Below are 20,133 nucleotides of genomic sequence, written 5' to 3'. Positions count from 1 at the left end.
TATAGCAAAAATTTTATTTTTACGATTACAATTTTAAATTAACAGAAAATATATTATTTTCAATAATATCTATTTTAAACAATTAAAAAAGGAGCGTTTTATTATGAGTAATTTAGAATTGTTAAATCCGGAGAACAGTGCATTAATTTTGATTGATTTTCAACCTCAAATGACTTTTGGAGTTGCAAGTATTGATAGACAAACATTGATTAATAACGTTATGCTACTTGCTAAATCAGCAAAAACTTTTAACGTACCTACTATTCTTACTACAGTTGAGACACGCAGCTTTTCTGGTTATTTTTGGCCACAAATTCTTGACATATTCCCAAACCATGAAATTATAGAACGCAGTTCAATGAACTCTTGGGAAGATCCAAAATTTGTTGAAGCAGTTAAAGCAACAGGTAGAAAGAAATTAATATTTGCAGCACTTTGGACTGAAGTTTGTCTTGCATTCCCTGTGCTTGAAGCAATTAAAGCTGGCTATGAAGTGTATGCAGTTGATGATGCTTCAGGTGGTACTAGTCTGACAGCACATAACGCTGCTATGCGTCGTGTAGAACAAGCTGGTGCAATTCCAGTGACAGCAATTCAAGTTTTACTTGAATACCAACGTGACTGGGCACACAAAGACACTTATGATGCTGTAATGGAAATTGTAAAGGAGCACACTGGCGCTTATGGTCAAGGAGTAGAATACGCATATACTATGGTGCACGGCGCGCTTCCAAGCAGGAAAATATGAAACAAGAAGGAGTAGCTGTCGAAGAGACTTATACAGGGAACACGATGGATGCTGCTGATCCAGTAACAACGATTGTTACATGGGAAATTCAACAAGGTAAAGAAAAACAGTTTGAAACATGGAGACATGAAATCGAAGCTGCCGCTACTAAATTCCCAGGGCATTTAGGTGTAAATCTAATAGTTCCAAGTAACGAATCGAGAGAGTATACTGTTATTTTTCGATTTGATACGTATGAGCATCTACGTGCTTGGCAAGAATCAGACATTCGCCGGGATTTGTTAAAAACGGCAGAACAATTTCAAGCTACTAATCCAAGTTACAAAACTGAAAGTAGTTTGGCTTATTGGTTTGTTACTCCGAAAACGCCAGTTCCACCGCCAAAATGGAAAATGTCTATCGTTACCCTTCTGGGTGTATGGCCTCTTAGCATGTTAGTTCCTAAAGTGATAGGACCTATTATAAAACATATGAATCCTATTATGTCCGCTTTTTTCGTTTCTGTATGTATAGTGTCCTTGCTATCATGGGTAGTCATGCCGATTTTCGGTAAATTATTTCATCCATGGTTACAAAATAATAGAAAGTAGACGAGGTGTGAACATGAATTTACCGGATATGATCTTATATAACGGAAAAATTACTACCCTTGACCCATCTCAGCCTGAGGTATCTGCTATCGCCATAACTGATGGTTTAGTCACTGCAGTAGGTGGAGATGAGCTTCTTAATAGTGCCACGGAAAAAACAAAAAAAATAGACCTTAAAAGAAAGAGAGCTATTCCAGGCCTGAATGACTCCCATATACACGTTATTCGTGGTGGTCTGCATTATAATATGGAATTACGTTGGGAAGGCGTGCCATCACTTTTTATTGCTCTAGAAATGCTCAAAGAACAGGCAAGGCGTACACCTGCTCCTCAGTGGGTAAGAGTAGTTGGAGGTTGGTCTGAATTTCAATTTAAAGAGAGACGGTTGCCAACTTTGGAAGAAATTAATGCCGTTTCTGAAGACACTCCTGTCTTTGTGCTACATCTTTACGATAGAGCACTTGTAAATCGTGCAGGGCTACGTGCACTGGGATACACGAAAGATACCCCAGACCCTCCAGGCTGTTTAATTCAGCGGGATAAAAGAGGTAATCCAACGGGCCTTTTAATTGCTAACCCTAACGCTTCTATTCTTTATTCAAGTTTGGGTAAAGCTCCAGTACTTAATCTTGACGACCAGATTAACTCAACTCGCCATTTTATGCGTGAATTAAATAGATTAGGTATTACAAGTGCCATCGACGCAGGTGGTGGATTCCAAAATTATCCGGATGATTATAAAGTTGTTGAACATTTAGCTGAGAAAGATCAATTAACTTTGCGTATTGCGTATAATCTATTTACGCAAAATCCAAATCATGAATATGAAGACTTTGCTTCATGGGCAAAAATTGTTTCTCCAGGTCAAGGAACTGATAAGTATAAAATGAATGGTGCCGGAGAGATGTTAGTATTCTCAGCAGCCGATTTTGAAAAATTTCAAATGCCACGGCCTGAACTAGCTACGATGATGGAAGCCGACTTAAAGAAAGTAATTTCTCTATTGGTGGAAAACCGTTGGCCCTTCCGTTTACATGCAACTTATGATGAGTCAATCACACGTTTCTTAAATGTATTTGAGGAAGTTAACAGAGAAATTCCTTTTAATGGTCTACGCTGGTGGTTTGATCATGCAGAAACAATCTCAGATCGTAGTATGGAACGTGTTAAGGCTTTAAATGGCGGTATTGCCATCCAAGACCGCATGGCTTTTCAAGGTGAATACTTTGTTGATTTATACGGAAAGGAAGCTGCAAAGCATACACCTCCGATTTATCGTATGTTAGAACTTGGTATACCTGTTGGCGCCGGTAGTGATGCAACTAGGGTTTCCAGCTATAACCCTTGGGTTGCTCTTTACTGGATGGTTGCTGGAAAAACCATTGGTGGTCTTTCGATATACGATGAAAAAAATAAACTTGATAGAAAAGTAGCCCTGGAATTATATTCAAAAGGAAGTGCGTGGTTCTCTGGTGATGAAGGTAAAAAAGGAACCCTGGCAGTAGGTCAGTTTGCTGATATTGCTGTATTGTCTGCTGACTACTTTACTGTGCCAGAAGAAGAAATCAAAAACCTTGAATCATTACTCACCATTATGGGTGGACAGGTTGTTTATGGAAATGATGAATTTAAAAATTTATCACCTGAATTGCCGCCAGCATCACCTGATTGGTCACCGACGGGCATTTACGGTTATGGTGGTGCTAACCTAGCCAACACTATACTTTCCCACGATTCCCATGATAACAAGTTACATAGTTGTAGTAACCCTCTCCATCAACACACTCATACCGTAATAGGAAAAGATGGAACTAAATGGGGGATTGGTTGTACTTGCTTTGCTTTCTAAGTCAAAACCACCGGTATAATGCCGGTGGTTTTCTTTCTACAATAAGGGTATGTAGATTCGAAATAACATTGTATATCCCTACATGGAACCTGTTACTATGCGATAAGACCGAAGAATTGATTGATTAACTTAACTTGTTTTTGATAGCCTTCTCTCCTTGCAAAGTCTGTCCTTTTTTCCTTAATTAAAAGTCAATGGTATCCCCCTCTTGATCGACTACACCACACATATAAATCCACTGCCCTTTGACTTTAATATAGATCTTAATTTTTCAATTGTTACACTAGAATCATTATTATTTCTATTACACTGATACTTTTTGCGAATCATTTAACTTCTGCATAAAGATACGTGCTGCAAAACTTAAAAATTTATCATCAAAGTGAATAAGATTAATATCTTGGCTTGGTGTTGGGTCAGTAATACGAACTATGCTCAAAGTATCATTATTAACAAAGTTAACCAGTGAAAGAGGTATTATGGCAACCCCATGTCCATTGTATACAAGGCTCAATAGAGAAATAGAAGATTTTGTTTCTATATTTGCTTCAGATAAAGATAACCCTAAACTCTCACAATATATCTTAATAGATTCACGACAACTACATGAAACCATTATTCTACTCAGCCCTACTAATTCTCGAAAAGAAACAAATGATTTTTCATTCAAAGGATGATTTTTTGGAATGACAAGGACGAGCTCTTCACTATACAAAAGAGTGTTTGTTAATGTGTCTGGAATTTGAGCACTACGTGTAATCCCGAAATCAATATTTTTGTCAACGATTTGATTTACAGCAACTTCAGATTCTATAATTTTTACTACGATGTTGGGATAATGTTGTTGAAACTTCATAATATAAGGTGTTAAATAAGTGAGATCCTCTAATAAACCTCCTATAGTAATCACACCTCTTTTTACACCCTTTAATTCAAAAATTTCATTATAAACGTCATCAAATTGTTGCATGATAAATTTTCCTTTATCAAATAGCAGCTTACCCGCTTCTGTCATTTTGATACCTCTTCCAACTCGATGAAACAAAGGTGTATCAAGTTCACCTTCTAAAACACGGATTTGTTGACTTAAAGTCGGCTGTGAAATACCTAGAACTTCCGCAGCTTTAGTAAAACTATTATTATTACAAACTTGAATAAAATACTCTAAATGACGTAATTCCATTCTTGATACCCACTCTCCGCTTTATGAAAGATTTATAATTTAAAGGACGATATGTATACGTTAACATAACAACTTCATTTCATATTATACCGATTGAAATTACACGCTTTATTCATTTTGTATTATAATAAATTTACTACCATTTATTAATTTTTCCTCCTATTTATTTAATTTATATTTAATTAGGACATTACTAATTCGAGATATATTTCTAAACTTTTATAGTTCTAGTGCATAATACCCTAATTTTTTCAACTTTTCGATTATCATTTTTTTCTCAATATAGTCCAAACCGCCAAATATTTGCCGAATCGCCTCTTTATGCTGAGGAAAAATAATATCCATTAGTTCAATACCTTCTGAAGTAATTGACGCATACGTGACACGGCGGTCTCTAGGACATGGTTTTCGTATTAAGAACCTCTTCTTTTCCAACTTATCCACTACATACGTGATACTACTACTTGCAAGTAATATTTTATCTCCAATTTTTTGTATAGGCTGATCGCCTTTACTATATAGTAGCTCAAGCACTGCAAATTCAGTTGGATTAAGTCCATAACTTTTTATATCCTCTTCAATACGCTTAGTAATTGCCTGTGCTGCCCTTGATAATGTAACAAATAACTTTAAAGATAAGCTCTCATCATTAATCACACTCATAATTACCAATCCTTTACAAGTTATCTTGAATTCGAGATTTATTATATTATCGTCTAAATATTATGTCAATCATTCATTTTAGCTTTATCAATCCATTTATAATTTATTTCTCAACATATGACATATGGAATTAGAAGAAAACAATTGTTAATATATAAGTATCTCAATTACGTTATTTCTTTTAAAGAGAGCTTGTATTCTAACGCAAGTTCTCCTTTTTTATATTCTAAATTGAATCCGGACAAAGTTCACATATTGAGTCTGCCCATGTATATGATATAGTTTTTAAACAAAGATTAGAGCCCTCCTACAAGAAGGAGAGCTCTAATCTTTCATATAAATATTCACCATTTTTATCATTGCGGGGACATCAAAACTTTAACTTGATGGGGATATGGGACTATCCCAATTAACAAATATTACAAACCATATATCTAGGTTAATATCTATCATATTTTTTATAAACAGGATTAATTAGATTTAAAAAAAGATTTCTTTTTCTTTACTCGTAATAAGTCACCTGTCCATCCTTTGAATCGCATATACATATACATCCCCCCTGTTGTGAAAATAATAAATAAGAGAGCGATTAAATAGCTATATTTCCATTCCAGTTCAGGCATGTATTTAAAATTCATACCCCATAATGCTCCTAAGGCTGTCAAAGGCGTACTCACAGCAGTTAATACAGTAAGAGCTTTCATAATTTCATTCCCACGATGAGAAGAAACAACTTCTTGCAAATGAATCATCGTGTCTAATTCTTCTTGGTACTCTTTAACAAGTTGTAATCCACGCTCTAATTTTACGTGTGTTTGTTTATAACAAAGGGTGTTTGTTAGTTTTTCTAACCAAGCTTCTTTTAGGCCTTGTAACACTTCTTGTATTAAGCGAAACACATGTGTGTTCATAAATAATTCATGACGAATATGATAAATCCTTTCTAAAACTGCTATGTTATTATGATGATAAAAATCCCATAATACATTTCTGAAATTGTTTTCAAAGTAGTCAACCTTTCGCAAATAATGAGATATAAACATTGATAAGATAGCACATAATCCTTCAGCAGAACTATTACAATTTTTTGTACCCATAGGGATATTATGTATTAATTTTTGGAAATCCTCTTCCTCCTTTTCCTGAACTGTTATCAGTATTCCATGAGCTACGAAATAATGAAGAAATTTTTGAATTTTGGCGTCCTTTTTATCTTGATCATATAAAAACGAACCATATACACAAGTTTGACTTGGTGATAACGTATAAACATATAATCCATTTTCACAAGGAGAACTTATTTTCTTTACAAATTGAGAGAAATAAGATGTTACATCACGAGGGATTATAGAAGAAAGTTTTTCAAGCTCACTAGTTTTCACATGATACCAACTCCATTTCGTCATTTTTATGCATTCCATACTATTCTTCCTTTCTAAATAGTTTTATGTTTGATCGAATCATATCCGTAATACGAAATTTGTATGTAGGTATTCATGTCTTGAAGGAAAAGTTTTTAGATCATCTAAATTATAAAATAAATGACATAGGAGGTCTTATTCTTTTAAAAGGAAGACCCCCTATATATTAGTTATTTTTATTTTCAATTTTAAACATTTCCTCTATACAAGCACTTTTTATCTTTTCTTATAAAGAATTTATTATATGTGGAAAAGAAGCTACATAATTTGGCACGTCTATTCAACGAACTCCATTTCAGTCGTTATTATAATTTGGATTCATATGCAGATGGATTGGTGATGTCGTCAAATACTTGACTCCCAATAATGTAGTATCCATGAAGTGCAGCCTCTTTCGAAGCGTCTACCATACGGAAAGAAGAAATTTCACTTTGCATTTTTTCAATTCGTTTTTTGTGGAGATCTACTATTCCTCCTGTCCAAATGATAGTATCATACTGTTCTAACGTAAATTGTTCTTGTAATACACGTATGACGTCTTGGAAGTGTGCATCCAACTCTTTTTGAATCAAAGTATGAACCTGACTTGTCTCATGATTTTCTTCTCGACATTCATATCCTTTTTCTAATATGTTTGGCATGTCGTTAATATGCAATTGATTACTTTCACCCTCATGATTCTGCACGATATTCTTAATATTTTTCAAAGGCTTGCTACATCCTAGTTCCGTCTCATAATGATTTAAAATGAGATTCTGTTTCATATCTGTCATTTCTAATGTTCGAAATCCACCATCAATAATTAAGATGCGATCTCGTTCCTGAATGATTCCCTCTTTTAAGAGATAGGCATGTAAAGCGACCGGTTGCTGAAGAATCAAAGCATTTTCCACCGTAATATTAATAAATTTCCCATCAATTTGCACGGAAGTTTCTTTTTTTAGTGCACGTTGTAATTGCTCATGCTGACTACCAAAACAAGTGATGGGAAGCCCGGTAACAACTAGAGGTAACACGACATTTTCTTTATAATCCTTTGCAATGCAACCAAATATTTGTTGTTTAAACTCTTCGCTTTCATAATAATTTTCTATTTCATCGTCAAATGGAGGAAGAAATGAAGCGTCAGATTGATGTGCTTCATTTCCCATGTAGTATGCAAAGTCTAAGTCTATAAAACTTACCTTTGTTAAATCTTCACTTTCAGCATGATTAGGTACAGGGGCTAGTGTGGAAGCTTCACTCTTGACCGTCATCTCAGAATCTACATCCTGTCGATATGCCCTTTTGGTAAAGCCAATTCCTACATCAATTGCATACAGAGATTTCATACTTTTTTCCTCACTTTCTATTTTTAGAGTTAAATCTAGGCACTCTCTTCTTTCCCTTCTTTCACATATTTCTTTTCATTTTTCGTTTTTTCCCCGTCTAAGTTCTTACTATTTTCATTTATTTCGTAATCCTTTTCACCTGTTTTCTTTTTATTATTTTCGTTTTCTGTTAAGTCTTTAATGGTAGAAATGACAACTGGTGTGGCTGTAAGCAGTTGTGGTAATGTTTGTTTTGCAACATTAGCTGCAGTTACAGAAAATTGTTTACTTGTCTCAGTTACCTTCTCCAATGTTTCCTTTATGTTTCCTTCTTGTAGTTTTTCTTTTACGCTTTTTCCTTTTGTTTGTATAGCTTTCCGATTTTCTTTTTTTAATAGGGAGACAATGACTCCGGTCGTAATTCCAATCACAGCATATTTAAATATTGTATGTTTCATTTTTCTCATCCTTTTCTATTTTTATTTTCTTCAATGCTACAACCTAAAATAATTACCTTACCTATTTATCAGATGTTGCAATCTATTAGAGAGAATGATAGTTTTGCGGCTGCCTATCACTCGCCGTTAGTGTTTCATCTGTTACTAGGAGTAAAATTCTCCCTTGATCTAGTTTTTCTTCATATAAGTTAGCTTCCTCCTTCGACAACCCCATTTCCTCCATTTGATTTCGGAGCTCGTCCCCTTTTTTGGAGAAAAAGTTGATAATACTTGTGCCCAATCCTTGTTCTTTTACTCCAATCGTATTTGTGTTTGTATCATCCGCAATCCTTTTTGTTATATGTTTTTCATGTGCTAAAACATAAATGTCATCGTGGCGAACCCCTCGCAATTCTAGCTCTTTTACTTTCATAACTACTTCCTGTTCATTTTGATATTCATAAACTACCGTTTTTCTTTCATTCGTATGCATGGTATCTTTCCTCCTTTAGATTTTTTATTTTTTTATTTAGTTGTTATGTAATATGTAATACACCTATTTTAAAGATGTTAAACCTAAATTTTCGAAAAATTTTACACAATAGGTTATTCATGTTTTTAATATCAAAGAAATGTCACAAGAACTTTGCTTTGATAAAAGCGCTCCAAATAACGATTTGTTTGGAAGGTAAGCACATTGTTTTATAGAAATCATAGAAAAATAAAAAAGCACTCCTTTTCAAAGAGTGCTAAAAAAAAACATATAACCTAATAAAAATATTTCTATTTTGATTACAGAAAGAAAGTCTTTATTAAAACATATGGTTGCTAATTTAATTGCGATCTGCCTTGCACCCAAGCAGCAATATCATTTATAACATACTCAGGTATATTAGCAGGACTATAATATTCATCCGGCTTACTTATTTCCCCATCGCCCTCTGTAAAGAAATGATTTAACTTTGGATATAGTCGATAATCAACGTTATTTCGTTCTTTTAATTGTTCTTTCCAAAGAGGAATTTCGATTTTTGATTGAACTTGATAGTCTCTTTCTCCTTGAATAATAAGAAGTGGTGTCTTTTGTTCTTTTGACATTTCTGCTGCTTTAATTTTCCGAATAGAATCCCAAAATACTGCTGATCCTAAGTAAAAATCTTTTGGAGGATTCTGACCAGAGAAATTTGGATCATTTAATAATTCAAATTGCGATTTGTAGAATTTATATTGCTCCTGGTTCATTGCTCCAATAGAGAAAAGGTACTCAAATTGATCTAAAACAACGTCTTGGATCGTACGAGCTGGCCCTCCCATTACAATTGCTCCAGCAATATTTTTATTTTGGTCTTTTTCAATCATTTTCGGAAGCATCATTCCACCTTGACTATGACCCAAAATATAAATTTGATTTTTATTTATTAGAGGCTCATTTTTAAGAAATTGAGTTACAAGAAGAGCATCATCTGTTGTCTCTTTATCAACTGTATAAAAGGGACTAAATTGTGTTTTCAACCCATGTTCATAAGTTCTTTTATTATAGCGAAGGACAGCAATTCCCTTCGATGCAAGACCTTCAGCTAAATCGCGAAACGGTTTTAAAGCAAACGCTGTTTCATCCTGATCAGTTGCTCCTGATCCTTGAACAAGAATAACCGCTGGAAAAGGACCATTTCCTTTTGGAACCGACAATGTTCCTGGTAATGGAAATGCACCACTTCCAACTACTACTTCTTTATCAACAAATGATTCAGGCTTACTATATGACGGACGCTCAGCAACAGGACTAAACGACATGCTGAGTTGAAAATCGTCTATTTTTCCAGATGGATCTAGTTTAATTAGTAAAGGTACAGTCATTTTTTCAAAAACTAATTGAATCTCCACATTTGTATGAACAGGATTTGTCTCTTTTTGTGTAACCTCTCCAATTTCTATAAAAGAACCTGCTTGTAATTGAACTGGGAGTCCCTCCCAATAGCTCTTCAGCCATTCTTCGGATATTATTTTCTGTAATGACCTTGAGGTTAAATCAAATGCAGATTTATAATCTTCACTATTCATATGGCGAATAAATGAAAGAGTAGTAGATATAATAGGATTTTCATCATCACTATTGTCTATTTTTTTTATATTTGTGTTTACTTCCTTTAATTTTGAAATAAATTGGTGGTTAAATGGATTATTATATGTATTAGGATATAAATTTGTTTTCAAAATTTCCGTATTCCGTCCCTCATACAAACTTGAAGAACTCGTAAACTTTTCAGGTGAAATTACTTCCTCCGCATATGAGACTGAGGGAATTGCTATTGTAAAAATTGCACTGATAAGTAATAACTTATTACTTATTCTTCTTTTCTTACCCATACTTATTGATTCTCCCTTCAAAATTTAAAATTTCTAATACAATATGCCAACTATAAGGAAAATAAAAATTACCAAAGAGATTAATAATCTATTTTACGATCCCCCTCTCAAGTTAAAAATCTATCATTAACAAACTTCAATAAAAAACGCCTTCCCCCTCTTTTTTTATTGTTGGATTTTCCAATGACCTAGAAGCACAGCACGAAATTACATGTAACCTACCCATGAGATTCTCTGTTTCAAAAGAAAAAAGCACCCCACTAGATGCTTTCTTTAATTGTTCTCACTATCATTTATTTAGGTAATTCTCTTATTACTGTAAGATAAATTCATTCTATTTCCTAAATCTCACTTATTTCTTAATTCACTCATACCAATATAAAGCCTAATAACCTACCATCAAAAAATAAAGAAAACAGGTTATTTGGCTATTCATTTCGTAAACTTAATGCTCAAATTAGTTTTTTTCACAAAGTTAAACTTTATTAAGAAAAACTTAAAGAATTTCCCTCTATATTCATAAGAACTTTTTTCTATACTCAAAAATGTAAATAGACAAAAGGAGAAACGATCATGAAGAAATTTGTAATTTGCATACTAGGAATAGGCCTCCCTATATACTTACTACCTTTCATATTACGTGGAGATTTAGACAGATTTAATCCGATTGCTGAAGAAAAAAATGTATATGCCGTTGCGAAAGGATATGGTGTTCCAGATTATCATCATAAAGGAAAAGCTATGTACTCACTAAAAGCTGTTGACGAATTAAGTAATGAAAAAGAATATACAGTTGGAACGAACACGCCTAATGATTTTATAAGAAAAACTTACTTAAAAATTCATGTGAAAGGAAAATATGTGTATTCTTACGATATTATTTCTAAAGAGGATATTCCGGAGAAAATAAGGGGACAATTGGAGATAGCAAATAAATAAAAGAGCCAATTCATACGATTTGGCTCTTTATTCTCTCTCCCATCTACCGTTTGGATAATTCTTTCGGTAGATTTATTAAATTCGTTATCATTGTTCCAATAACCATTGTTCAATTACTTTTACTGTTTCATCTCGTTGTGCTTTTGCCGTAATTAAACTCGCATTATCACCTTTTTGCTCACCATACATGCCAAAATGAGCATGATTTCCCCCTTTTATCATGTGCATAGTTGTATTCTTTGACATGAACTTTTTATTGTTCTCTATTTTTTCTACAGTTGCTAAAGCATCTACTTCCCCATAAATTGATAACATCGGAATCGATTTTGTAGAAAAGTCATCTGCAGGATACGAACCTAAGAAAATAATCCCGTCTACCTTGTCTTCATGTTGGAAGGCATACTTAGAAATCATAGCTCCTCCCATTGAATGCCCTGCAACATACCATTTTTGAACTTCCGGATACTTTTCAATTACACTGTCTACCTCATTTATTCCAAGTATCGCTAAATTTAATGGTAACTTAGGCATTACTACAAAGTGCCCATCTTTTGCAAGCGCTTCTCCTAAGTAACTATAAGCCTCAGCTTCTACTTTAGCTCCTTGATAAAAAATAACCCCTACTTTCGCATCTTTCGCTCCAAAAACGATATTATCTTCATCTTTTTTATCATCTACTAACGACAAAGCCTCTTTCGTCGGTTTATAAGTAAACTGAGACCAAGTCAAAAAAGTAAAACTTCCTATAATTAAAATAGCTAGTAAAGAGTACAGCGTAATTTTTATCCATTTCTTCACAAAGATGACCTCCATAAGATGTATATATTCCATATTTCGGATTATCATTAACACACATAAAAACTCGAGCATTTTTATTGTGCTCAAGTTTTTAGTTCCGTCTTTAATTTATACTATAAATTGTCCAAGATAAATATGTAGCAAATGCAGACCATAAAAAATATGGTATTAGCAACCATGTCGATACTTTAGATAATTTGGAAGAAACCGCTATGAGAAGTAACGTAGTAATAGCGACAAGTAAACAATCTACTGTTGCTAAAAACAAATTCTTTTGGCTAAATTGAAAATAGCTGAACGCTTGATTGAATATATAATTTAAAAGGAATAAAAACCAAAATGTTTTTGGCTTGAATCCATAGTTGTTGTAAATAATTGCAACTGATAATGCAATAAGTCCAAATAATACAGCCCATATCATTCCGATTGTCATACCAGGAGGTGTCCAAGACGGCTTTTCTAACGCATCATACCAAGTACGATCAATAGGGAATAAAACACTAGAAACATAAAACAAACCATATGTTAGTAAAAATACTATAATACTAGATTTTTTCATAAACATTCTCCTTTTTACTAGAAGATTATAGAAACTTTATATGATTAGTATGCCCTTGTAATGGATAAAATTCTAATATTTAAATTCCAAATACATATTATTTAACCTATTTTATACAAATTCTTTCATACTTTTATATGCACAAAGGGCTCTCTCTCGTGCTGCCTTATGATCAACAATCGGATAAGGATATGTATCCCCAAGCTTTATATTGGCCTTTTGTAAAATATGCGCAGGCGCTTCCCATGGTTTATGTATATATTTATTCGGTATATCGCTTAATTCTGGTACCCATCTTCTTATATACTCTCCATTTTTATCAAACTTTTCTCCTTGTGTGATGGGGTTAAAAATACGAAAGTACGGTGATGCATCTGCCCCACTTCCAGCAACCCATTGCCATCCCATTGTATTATTTGCAATATCAGCATCTAGTAGTGTATCCATAAACCATTTTGCTCCTTCTTGCCATGGAATTAACAAATGCTTTACAAGAAAAGAGGCTACAGCCATTCTTGCCCGATTATGCATAAAACCTGTTTGCCAAAGCTCCCGCATTCCCGCATCAATAAACGGATAACCAGTTTCACCCTTCTGCCATACGCTTAATAACTCCTCTTCCTTATCCCACGGGAAATTTTCAAAGCTCTTATTAAGAGGTTTAGATACTGTAAATGGATAATGATATAGTAAATAATAAGAAAACTCTCGCCAAATTAATTGACGTATAAAGCTATTAACTTGTTTTTCAAAAAGACTACATTGTCTTTCGGTACTTTTATTTATTAAGTAATGAAACATTAGCTTTACTGATATTTGACCAAATGAAAGATACGGTGCCAACATCGAATGGACATTTTGATCTGGAAAATCTCTTCCTTCACTATAAGAGGCTAATTTGCTAGAGAAAAATTTCTTGAATGTTTTATATGCCCCTTCTTCTGTCGGATCCCATATTGCTTCCATATGAGATGTCCACGGTATAGTCGGCAACAAGTGTAATTCTGAAACAGATAAGCTTGCTGGTAAAGAGTTTCCCCACTTTATACTCTGCACTCTGCTAATAGGTTTAGGTATTACCTGCTTTTGAAATGCATTGTAAAAAGGCGTAAACACCTTATATTCAGTGTTATCCTTCTTTTTTATAATCCACGGTTCTAATAATAAATGCGAATTAAATTCCTTACAGATAATACCTTTATCCTCTAACATCATTTTCATTTTTTGATTAGATTGTAATCTGTCCGGATCATAACAAATATTCCAATATACAGCCGTTATATCTAATTGTTCTATGAGAGAAAGTATTTCTTCCTCCGTACGTCCTTTACGAATTATTAAAGTAGAGCCCAATGCCTCAAGTTGCTTCTTTACATCTTTTACAGCATGGTGTAACCACCACTTTGCCGCACTTCCTATTGAAAAAGTTTCATCTTGTATATATACCGGAAGAACCTCACCAGACTGAACAGCTTCAAATAGAGCTGGGTTATCATATAAACGAAAATCTTTTTGAAACATAACAATAATTTTATTTTGCATGGCTATCTCTTCTAATTCTTAAAGCACAATTCATTCTTTATGAGAACAAGTACTTCTGTTATTTTTAAAAGACTATAAGAATCATCCTTTTTATTTTATAATCTTCTTCACTATAAACATTGATTTTCTATCTCTCTAAGTACATCATTTCCTATATTATCTATCTTTTCATTTTTTATGGTGTTATATAAACTCTGTAAAACTTTTAACTCTGTTCTTAAATGTAAAATGACACTAGATAATATATATAACTTAGCTACACTCTCTTTTCCACACTTTTCTTCATATACTTTTTGAAGGGTAGTAAGATATAACGTCAGTTGAGAAATTTTAGTTTTTAGCTGTTCTAGAATTAATTCTTCCTCCCCATATTGTGCAAAAAGTAGCGCTTCATATATAGGACGATGCATATCCTCTTTCTTTATCATTTGCTCTAATAATAAATGCTCAAATTCTTGTTTACCACTTTTAGTAATACCGTAAATAGTCCTTTCAGGGCGTTGTTCATTACGAATAATATCAACAACCTCTATAAAGCCCTTCTTTTCAAGTTGCTCAAATGTATAATATAAAGAGCCTTTAGTAATTTTTATATAATATTTCATTTCACTATTTTTTAAAAGTTGCTGGACTTCATACGGATGCCTATTTTTCTCCATAAGAAGACCCAGCATAAAAAGCTTTGTATTCATAACTCTCCACTCCTTAATAACCTATACCAATAGTATAAGCTAAAAATAAGTAAAGAATCTTTTTGTTTTATAAAATTTATGACTTCAAATTCACTTTATTATCCTTTGTACCAGCTTTGGAATTTCCCATAAATAATATTGCTATAAACGAAACGATAATTGGAATTAAAGCTAATAGAAAAACAGTAGTAATTGAAGATGACATAGCAGCTATAATTTTTTCAAGAATAAACGTAGGGATACTGGATCTTACATCTGAGCGAAATATTGCACTTGGATCACCTAGATTATTTAACATGCTGGAACCATGTTCTATTCCCTTAAAAGCATCCTTTAAGTTAGCTGTAAAGGTACTATTTTGAATGGAGCCAAAAATCGTTACTCCAATTGTCATACCTAGTGAACGAAAGAATGAATTTGTCGAAGTAGCTGAACCACGGAATCTCGGTTCCATATTATGAATAGAAACTGTGGGAAGCAAAGAGAACGAAAATCCAACTCCAAATCCCGTTATAATCATGTATATCGTTAAAAGTACACGGCTTGTTTGCGGATCCATCGTTCCTAACAAATACATACCTATCCCAAAGGATATTATAGATAATAACATCAAGTTGCGGTAACTAATTTTCGTTTGAAATATTCCACCAATTGCACTACCTACTACAGAACCTAACATCATTGGGGTTAAAATTAATCCAGCATTAGTTGCTGTTCCACCATATACAGCCTGAACAAAAATAGGAATAAATACTGTTAAAATAACAAATGTTGCTCCATAGAAAAACGTAATAATTTGTGATATTGCAAACTCCTTACGCTTAAACATCCAAAATGATATTATCGGATCTTTCACTTTTCTTTCTACCAATAGGAAGCCAACAAAAAATACAATAAACGATGCAAATAACCCAATGATTTGTATCGAATCCCACTTAAATTCTTTTCCTCCCAATTCTAAAGCGAACATTAAGCTAATTACTGCTATGACGAGTGTTATCGCCCCCCCACCAATCAATATTTTGCTTAGTAGGTGGATTATTTTCTTTATAAGCTTTTAAAATAAAAATTAATGACATTAGACCAATTGGAATATTGACGTAAAAAATCCAATGCCAACTAATATTTTCTGTTATATACGCACCTAATAAAGGTCCTAATACACTTGAAGAACCAAATACGGCCCCTAATAATCCAGTCATTTTCCCTCTTTTTTCAATAGGAAAAATATCAAATACAATGGTAAAGGCGATTGGCATCAGTGCCCCCCCACCTATACCTTGAATTGCACGATAAATACTTAGCTGAACAATACTTTGCGCAGTACCACATAATGCAGAACCAATTAAGAAGATTAATAAACCAAAAATATAAAACCTCTTTCTACCATACATATCAGATAATTTCCCGAAAATAGGCATACCCGCCATAACTGCAACCATATAAGCAGAAGTAACCCATATGAATTTATCCAATCCACCCAAATCTGAGACAATTGTACCAATTGAAGTGGCAACAATTGTATTATCCATTGCAGCCATTAAAATGCCTAGCATTAACCCAGCTATCACTAAGCGTAAGTTGCTCTCTTTTGCAACCATGCCTCTTTCCTCCTTTTTTCACACTCAATAAAATATATAGTTTAATTAGACTATTTTTCAATAAATCATAAAAAAAAAAAATAAATCCCCCCAAATATATTGGAGAGATTATAATTGTAGAATTGCTTCCTATATAAAGTAATTAAAACCGTAAAAACTATTACTTTTTTATACTACCTTGATTTTGCATACATGCAACTTACTCATTTAGTTTTGGTCTAGTTTGTAAATATAAATTCAAATCCGGACTTGAACCTTTAATAATTATATCTCGAACAATTTTAGAAAGTACCATACTATATACTAATCCATTATCTCCATACGCATAGATAAAGTGACAATTTGGAAACTCTTCATACATTCCAATTATAGGTAAACCATCATGAGTACCACCATAAAAAGCACTTAAATAAAATTCAGGTTCAACTGTTATATTGGGAAAGAGCTTATTAAATTCATTTACTAATTTCTCTTTTTTATGGATTAATTTTGAATCTCTTTCTTGAGCAATGTTTGTATCTTCATCTAGCCCACCTATAATAATCCTGTTATCTGCAGTAGTTCTCATATAAATATATGGTCTCGCAGTTTCCCAAATGAGAGTACGTTTATACCAAGAAGATAAATCTTCTACAGGATTAGTAACAACTGCATATGAGCTAATCAGTGTAGCGTTCTTTTCCTTTTTAAATTCCAATCCTTCATATCCTGCAGCCACAATTACTTTATTGGCAGTAATAGAATTGCCCCCCTTTGTATAAAAGATAGCACATTCTTTCTCTAACTTTTTGCCAACAATCTCTGTATCTTCATAAATTTGAACTCCTTTATTAGAAGCTTGTTCTAATAAACTATGTGTAAATTTATAAGGATTTATTTCACCATCATTATACGTATAAATAGCTGCACGTTTTTTAAATGGATATCTCTGTCCAATTTGTTCCTCTGATAGCCAAGTCGCTTTAAAATCATGCTTATGTAAATAATACAGTTCTTTTTCTAATTTCTTTATATCCTCTTCATAACTTGCATAATATAAACTGTCACGTCGTTTAAAATCAGAGCAATAAGGCAAGTTTTGATCAGCATATTCAATATCATTAATAGCTTGTTCACATAATTTCATATGCTTAACTGCATACTCTTCTCCAAATGTATTTACAAGTTCAAAAAACATCTTATCTCCTAAATATTGAATAAGTGCTGTATTTGTAAGGTTACTTCCATGTCCTACCTTTCTTTTATCGACGACAACAATATTTAAATCTGATTCACTCAAATAATATGCTGATTGAGCACCTGAACTTCCTGCTCCTATTATTAGTACGTTACATTTTATATCTTCTTCCAACCGAGGATAAGAAGGTGTATTAGAAAAAGTTGTGTTCCAATATAATTTCCCTTTCTGTAAATCCATTTAAAGTGCACCGTCCTAAATAAAATAGTTATATCCCCATCTGTATCTCCAAATCATTCTTACTATATACTTCTTATCAAATTTATTTTTGCTACCATTAGATTATTAATGCAATATTTTGTTCACCCATATATGGTATTAAACTAGGCTTATAAAAAGTTAATAGTATATATATTATTTATTTTCATTTAGAAATTTAAGAACTTGGTTAAAAGCTTCTTCACCTGCTGGAGTGTTCATTTTAAATTGAAATTCATGTGCTAACTCGCCAGAGATATTTTTATCAAAGAAAAGTGTATCTACAGGTACTCCTTTATTTTGTAAAGTAGAAGCTAATGCTTTACCTTGATCTTCAAATGATGCAGTATTTCCATCTGTGATGAACGTTGGTGGGTAATCTTTTGTAACGTGTTTATAAATAGAGGCGATTTCCATTTCAGGTAATGTTTCAAACTTCTTTTTCCCAAAGTAAGCCCAGCCAGTAGTACGCATAAAGTCTTGCACTTCTTTGGATGTTTCCATTTTAGCTAATGCAGGCATATTATACGGGCCGCAAAATAGCAGTATACCTTTAATTGTAGAAGGAGCAACAACAGCGTCAATCCCGGTTAATTTCGCATAATCTGGAGATGTTTGAATAGTAACAAATTGTCCAGATATTTGCGCTCCCGCAGAATCTCCTGCAAAATATAGGTCATCTAGTTTTACATTATATTTCTTTGCATTTGCTTTTATATATTCATAAGCCTCACCAAGTTGTAGTACTGGTGTAGGATACTTTCTTTTAGGAGCAAGAGCGTAATTTATATTTATCACTGTATAACCACGAGCAGCTAATTCTACTGCATAACCAGTAATGTCTGATTTATCTCCACCTACAAATCCACCCCCGTGCACCCAAAAAATAACAGGTGTTTTCCCTATAAAATTTTTGGGATAAATAATGTCTAATGTACCATCAGGAAATTTAGAATTATAATTGATATCTTTAACAATTCGTGTCTCTTTTAGAGCGTTTTTATAATTATTAGATTGAACAAACATTCCACCTTCAAATGCTTTTTTTATGAGAAACGCTTTCGGAATAGGTGAAACATTCCAGAAAATCCCCCCCGCAATAATCAATCCGAAAACAATAAAAAGAGTTAGCAACATTCTTTTTTTCCATATCATTTTAGGTTTTAACTGTTTTATTCTCATAATTAAAGAATCTCCATTCTTTTTAATAATAATCTTGAAATAAATCACAACATAAATTTTTATTTTCCGCCTGCTAATCCGTCCTTAAAATTTCATGCAAAAGGTTATATATTTTTATTATGTACATATTAGATATCTCCTATAAAACACATTAAAAATTCAAACAAAAAGAGCAAAAGATCCCCATTTATAGAAGATTTCTTTTGCTCTTTGTAAAGGACACAAGTCCAAATAAAAGTTGCTTATCTATCGATAACTTACACATAAAAATGCATTTGTTTCAGTACTTTATTAGCAGAAATTTTAACAACCGTTTCTTTTTCACCCGTTCTATCAATTATGAAACCATGAACTTCAATATCAGAAGGTACTAATGGATGATGACGGATCATATCTATACTCTTTTCAATATTTTCACTAACATTTTTTTGTCCACTCAGCCATTGATTAAGGCTACCACTTGAAAATTCAGGCATGCAATTTTTAAAGAGATAGTCTAATTCTATATTATCTTTTATGAAATCACGTTGAGTTTGTAGATTAACTGAAGAAGTTTCTTTATCCTCTATTCCGACAACAAAAATTTCTTTAACATTTTCTTGATAAATAGCAATAATAATAGATTTCATTATATCTCCATAAGGATGTACAATTACAGAATCATAGCTGTGTATAGTCAACATGTTTTCTTGTTGACTGTTAGTTACTTGTTGGATACTAGGCTCTATTCCGTGTTCAATGTCTGTTAATAATAAAACTTTTTTATTCTTTGAATTCATATGGAGCACTCCTTCTTCATTATTGTATTTACGAAACT

Annotated in this window: 18 protein-coding genes and 1 pseudogene; 4 read left to right on the top strand and 15 right to left on the bottom strand. The window is 33.0% G+C overall.

All coding sequences use genetic code 11. The annotated features are described in order from the left end of the window. Positions 1-103: 103 nt before the first annotated feature. Genes DN400_RS02435 through DN400_RS02425 form a run of 3 tightly spaced genes read left to right on the top strand, consistent with a single transcriptional unit; the run spans position 104 to position 3,187 of the window. Entirely contained in the window at positions 104-748 is a 645-nt protein-coding gene (locus DN400_RS02435; RefSeq protein WP_000067162.1) for a hydrolase, read from the top strand. Continuing rightward, complete coding sequence (locus DN400_RS02430; protein ID WP_000806852.1) at positions 745-1,338, top strand: antibiotic biosynthesis monooxygenase; 594 nt, start codon at positions 745-747, stop codon at positions 1,336-1,338. Before DN400_RS02435 ends, DN400_RS02430 begins: the two co-directional genes overlap by 4 nt. Before the next feature lie 13 nt (positions 1,339-1,351). Next, positions 1,352-3,187 (top strand): amidohydrolase, encoded by a 1,836-nt coding sequence (locus DN400_RS02425; RefSeq protein WP_001052853.1) that lies wholly within the window; start codon positions 1,352-1,354, stop codon positions 3,185-3,187. 304 nt (positions 3,188-3,491) lie between these two features. Here DN400_RS02425 and DN400_RS02420 read toward each other — a convergent pair whose 3' ends face one another. From DN400_RS02420 to DN400_RS02390, 7 genes are all read right to left on the bottom strand, one after another. Next, complete coding sequence (locus DN400_RS02420; RefSeq protein ID WP_000423187.1) at positions 3,492-4,370, bottom strand: LysR family transcriptional regulator; 879 nt, start codon at positions 4,368-4,370, stop codon at positions 3,492-3,494. A gap of 219 nt (positions 4,371-4,589) precedes the next feature. Next, positions 4,590-5,033 carry a MarR family winged helix-turn-helix transcriptional regulator gene (locus DN400_RS02415; protein WP_000111430.1) on the bottom strand — a complete coding sequence of 148 codons (444 nt, stop codon included), beginning with the start codon at positions 5,031-5,033 and terminating at the stop codon, positions 4,590-4,592. A 470-nt stretch (positions 5,034-5,503) separates the two neighbouring features. Next, a complete protein-coding gene (locus tag DN400_RS02410) occupies positions 5,504-6,454 on the bottom strand; it encodes a magnesium transporter CorA family protein (protein ID WP_000388935.1) in 951 nt (316 codons plus the stop codon). A 305-nt stretch (positions 6,455-6,759) separates the two neighbouring features. Then, complete coding sequence (locus DN400_RS02405) at positions 6,760-7,785, bottom strand: ParM/StbA family protein (RefSeq protein WP_147801526.1); 1,026 nt, start codon at positions 7,783-7,785, stop codon at positions 6,760-6,762. 35 nt (positions 7,786-7,820) lie between these two features. Beyond that, positions 7,821-8,222 carry a hypothetical protein gene (locus DN400_RS02400; protein ID WP_000683216.1) on the bottom strand — a complete coding sequence of 134 codons (402 nt, stop codon included), beginning with the start codon at positions 8,220-8,222 and terminating at the stop codon, positions 7,821-7,823. Between the two features lie 85 nt (positions 8,223-8,307). After that, complete coding sequence (locus DN400_RS02395) at positions 8,308-8,694, bottom strand: YflT domain-containing protein (RefSeq protein ID WP_147801525.1); 387 nt, start codon at positions 8,692-8,694, stop codon at positions 8,308-8,310. A gap of 335 nt (positions 8,695-9,029) precedes the next feature. Continuing rightward, positions 9,030-10,568 (bottom strand): alpha/beta hydrolase, encoded by a 1,539-nt coding sequence (locus tag DN400_RS02390; RefSeq protein ID WP_000516847.1) that lies wholly within the window; start codon positions 10,566-10,568, stop codon positions 9,030-9,032. 573 nt (positions 10,569-11,141) lie between these two features. Between DN400_RS02390 and DN400_RS02385 the strand changes: the two genes are divergently transcribed. Beyond that, positions 11,142-11,507 carry a YxeA family protein gene (locus DN400_RS02385; protein WP_000714887.1) on the top strand — a complete coding sequence of 122 codons (366 nt, stop codon included), beginning with the start codon at positions 11,142-11,144 and terminating at the stop codon, positions 11,505-11,507. Positions 11,508-11,594: 87 nt separating this feature from the next. Here DN400_RS02385 and DN400_RS02380 read toward each other — a convergent pair whose 3' ends face one another. The 8 genes and pseudogenes from DN400_RS02380 to DN400_RS02345 all read right to left on the bottom strand — a co-directional run bounded on the left by DN400_RS02380 (position 11,595) and on the right by DN400_RS02345 (position 20,095). Next, positions 11,595-12,305, bottom strand: a complete 711-nt coding sequence (locus DN400_RS02380) for an alpha/beta hydrolase (RefSeq protein ID WP_000758821.1) — start codon at positions 12,303-12,305, stop codon at positions 11,595-11,597. A 103-nt stretch (positions 12,306-12,408) separates the two neighbouring features. Further along, complete coding sequence (locus DN400_RS02375) at positions 12,409-12,864, bottom strand: TspO/MBR family protein (RefSeq protein WP_000749743.1); 456 nt, start codon at positions 12,862-12,864, stop codon at positions 12,409-12,411. A gap of 111 nt (positions 12,865-12,975) precedes the next feature. Continuing rightward, the gene (locus tag DN400_RS02370; RefSeq protein WP_016512614.1) at positions 12,976-14,406 is read right to left on the bottom strand and encodes a cryptochrome/photolyase family protein; all 1,431 of its coding nucleotides are present in this window, start codon (positions 14,404-14,406) and stop codon (positions 12,976-12,978) included. Positions 14,407-14,516: 110 nt separating this feature from the next. Then, positions 14,517-15,098 carry a PadR family transcriptional regulator gene (locus DN400_RS02365; RefSeq protein ID WP_001093176.1) on the bottom strand — a complete coding sequence of 194 codons (582 nt, stop codon included), beginning with the start codon at positions 15,096-15,098 and terminating at the stop codon, positions 14,517-14,519. Positions 15,099-15,174: 76 nt separating this feature from the next. Beyond that, positions 15,175-16,699, bottom strand: a pseudogene (locus DN400_RS02360) (MDR family MFS transporter). A gap of 199 nt (positions 16,700-16,898) precedes the next feature. After that, on the bottom strand, positions 16,899-18,116 hold the full coding sequence (locus DN400_RS02355) for an NAD(P)/FAD-dependent oxidoreductase (protein ID WP_097846607.1): 1,218 nt from the start codon (positions 18,114-18,116) through the stop codon (positions 16,899-16,901). Positions 18,117-18,290: 174 nt separating this feature from the next. Further along, entirely contained in the window at positions 18,291-19,316 is a 1,026-nt protein-coding gene (locus tag DN400_RS02350; RefSeq protein WP_061660768.1) for an alpha/beta hydrolase, read from the bottom strand. Between the two features lie 257 nt (positions 19,317-19,573). Next, positions 19,574-20,095: a carbonic anhydrase gene (locus DN400_RS02345; RefSeq protein WP_065229041.1), complete on the bottom strand. Its 522-nt coding sequence runs from the start codon at positions 20,093-20,095 to the stop codon at positions 19,574-19,576. Positions 20,096-20,133: the final 38 nt, after the last annotated feature.

The sequence above is a fragment of the Bacillus sp. AR8-1 genome, from assembly GCF_008042345.1.
In the GTDB taxonomy this organism is placed as follows: Bacteria; Bacillota; Bacilli; order Bacillales; family Bacillaceae_G; genus Bacillus_A; species Bacillus_A cereus.
This window is presented reverse-complemented; position numbering and strand designations above follow the sequence as displayed.

What these genes read in the sequence shown, in the direction of transcription:
- DN400_RS02365 (WP_001093176.1), bottom strand. Translation starts at nt 15,098, where the DNA reads ATGAATACAAAGCTTTTTATGCTGGGTCTTCTTATGGAGAAAAATAGG.
- DN400_RS02435 (WP_000067162.1), top strand. Translation starts at nt 104, where the DNA reads ATGAGTAATTTAGAATTGTTAAATCCGGAGAACAGTGCATTAATTTTG.
- DN400_RS02400 (WP_000683216.1), bottom strand. Translation starts at nt 8,222, where the DNA reads ATGAAACATACAATATTTAAATATGCTGTGATTGGAATTACGACCGGA.
- DN400_RS02345 (WP_065229041.1), bottom strand. Translation starts at nt 20,095, where the DNA reads ATGAATTCAAAGAATAAAAAAGTTTTATTATTAACAGACATTGAACAC.
- DN400_RS02355 (WP_097846607.1), bottom strand. Translation starts at nt 18,116, where the DNA reads ATGGATTTACAGAAAGGGAAATTATATTGGAACACAACTTTTTCTAAT.
- DN400_RS02405 (WP_147801526.1), bottom strand. Translation starts at nt 7,785, where the DNA reads ATGAAATCTCTGTATGCAATTGATGTAGGAATTGGCTTTACCAAAAGG.
- DN400_RS02425 (WP_001052853.1), top strand. Translation starts at nt 1,352, where the DNA reads ATGAATTTACCGGATATGATCTTATATAACGGAAAAATTACTACCCTT.
- DN400_RS02415 (WP_000111430.1), bottom strand. Translation starts at nt 5,033, where the DNA reads ATGAGTGTGATTAATGATGAGAGCTTATCTTTAAAGTTATTTGTTACA.
- DN400_RS02375 (WP_000749743.1), bottom strand. Translation starts at nt 12,864, where the DNA reads ATGAAAAAATCTAGTATTATAGTATTTTTACTAACATATGGTTTGTTT.
- DN400_RS02430 (WP_000806852.1), top strand. Translation starts at nt 745, where the DNA reads ATGAAACAAGAAGGAGTAGCTGTCGAAGAGACTTATACAGGGAACACG.
- DN400_RS02390 (WP_000516847.1), bottom strand. Translation starts at nt 10,568, where the DNA reads ATGGGTAAGAAAAGAAGAATAAGTAATAAGTTATTACTTATCAGTGCA.
- DN400_RS02350 (WP_061660768.1), bottom strand. Translation starts at nt 19,316, where the DNA reads ATGAGAATAAAACAGTTAAAACCTAAAATGATATGGAAAAAAAGAATG.
- DN400_RS02370 (WP_016512614.1), bottom strand. Translation starts at nt 14,406, where the DNA reads ATGCAAAATAAAATTATTGTTATGTTTCAAAAAGATTTTCGTTTATAT.
- DN400_RS02410 (WP_000388935.1), bottom strand. Translation starts at nt 6,454, where the DNA reads ATGGAATGCATAAAAATGACGAAATGGAGTTGGTATCATGTGAAAACT.
- DN400_RS02385 (WP_000714887.1), top strand. Translation starts at nt 11,142, where the DNA reads ATGAAGAAATTTGTAATTTGCATACTAGGAATAGGCCTCCCTATATAC.
- DN400_RS02420 (WP_000423187.1), bottom strand. Translation starts at nt 4,370, where the DNA reads ATGGAATTACGTCATTTAGAGTATTTTATTCAAGTTTGTAATAATAAT.
- DN400_RS02395 (WP_147801525.1), bottom strand. Translation starts at nt 8,694, where the DNA reads ATGCATACGAATGAAAGAAAAACGGTAGTTTATGAATATCAAAATGAA.